Genomic DNA, 1253 nt, shown 5'->3' with positions numbered 1-1253 from the left:
CCCACTGTACCGACCATTGTAGCATGTGTGAAGCCCTGGACATAAGGGGCATGATGATTTGACGTCATCCCCACCTTCCTCCGAGTTAACCCCGGCAGTTTCTTACGAGTCCCCACCACAACGTGCTGGCAACTTCGCGTTGCATCGAATTAATCCACATGCTCCGCCGCTTGTGCGGGCCCCCGTCAATTTCTTTGAGTTTTAGCCTTGCGGCCGTACTCCCCAGGCGGGGCGCTTAATGCGTTAGCTACGGCGCGGAGCCCGTGGAAGGAACCCCACACCTAGCGCCCACCGTTTACGGCATGGACTACCAGGGTATCTAATCCTGTTCGCTACCCATGCTTTCGCTCCTCAGCGTCAGTTACTACCCAGAGACCTGCCTTCGCCATCGGTGTTCTTCCTGATATCTGTGCATTCCACCGCTACACCAGAAATTCCAGTCTCCCCTGTAGTACTCAAGTCAGCCCGTATCGCCTGCACGTCCAGGGTTAAGCCCTAGGATTTCACAGACGACGTGACAAACCGCCTACGAGCTCTTTACGCCCAGTAATTCCGGACAACGCTCGCACCCTACGTATTACCGCGGCTGCTGGCACGTAGTTAGCCGGTGCTTCTTCTGCAGGTACCGTCACTTACGCTTCGTCCCTGCTGAAAGAGGTTTACAACCCGAAGGCCGTCATCCCTCACGCGGCGTCGCTGCATCAGGCTTCCGCCCATTGTGCAATATTCCCCACTGCTGCCTCCCGTAGGAGTCTGGGCCGTATCTCAGTCCCAATGTGGCCGATCACCCTCTCAGGCCGGCTACCCGTCGTCGCCTTGGTAGGCCATCACCCCACCAACAAGCTGATAGGCCGCGGGCTCATCCTACACCGAAAAACTTTCCACCAAACCCCATAAGGAGAAAGGTCATATCCAGTATTAGACCCAGTTTCCCAGGCTTATCCCAGAGTGCAGGGCAGATTACCCACGTGTTACTCACCCGTTCGCCACTCGAGTACTCCAGCAAGCTGGAGCCTTTCCGTTCGACTTGCATGTGTTAAGCACGCCGCCAGCGTTCGTCCTGAGCCAGAATCAAACTCTCCATAAAAGCAAAACAATCACAACCACAAAAGGCCGCAATCAAAACAAAAAAGAAAGATCCAAGCAAAAAAACTCGAAAACAAACATCCACACCCAACGGGGGTCAGGTGCAGAAAAAATTGGCATTCAATAAAATCAATACACTGTTGAGTTCTCAAACAACATGCCCACTC

The 1253-nt window shown here is 54.0% G+C and carries 1 rRNA gene; it reads right to left on the bottom strand.

From position 1 onward, the window contains the following. A 16S ribosomal RNA gene (locus tag DI579_RS07195) occupies window positions 1-1087 on the bottom strand; the annotation flags it as partial. Window positions 1088-1253 lie beyond the last annotated feature (166 nt).

This window comes from Lawsonella clevelandensis (assembly GCF_003241315.1).
Lineage (GTDB): Bacteria > Actinomycetota > Actinomycetes > Mycobacteriales > Mycobacteriaceae > Lawsonella > Lawsonella clevelandensis_A.
Note: the sequence above shows the minus strand (reverse complement) of the source record. Positions and strands in the feature narration are given on the sequence as shown.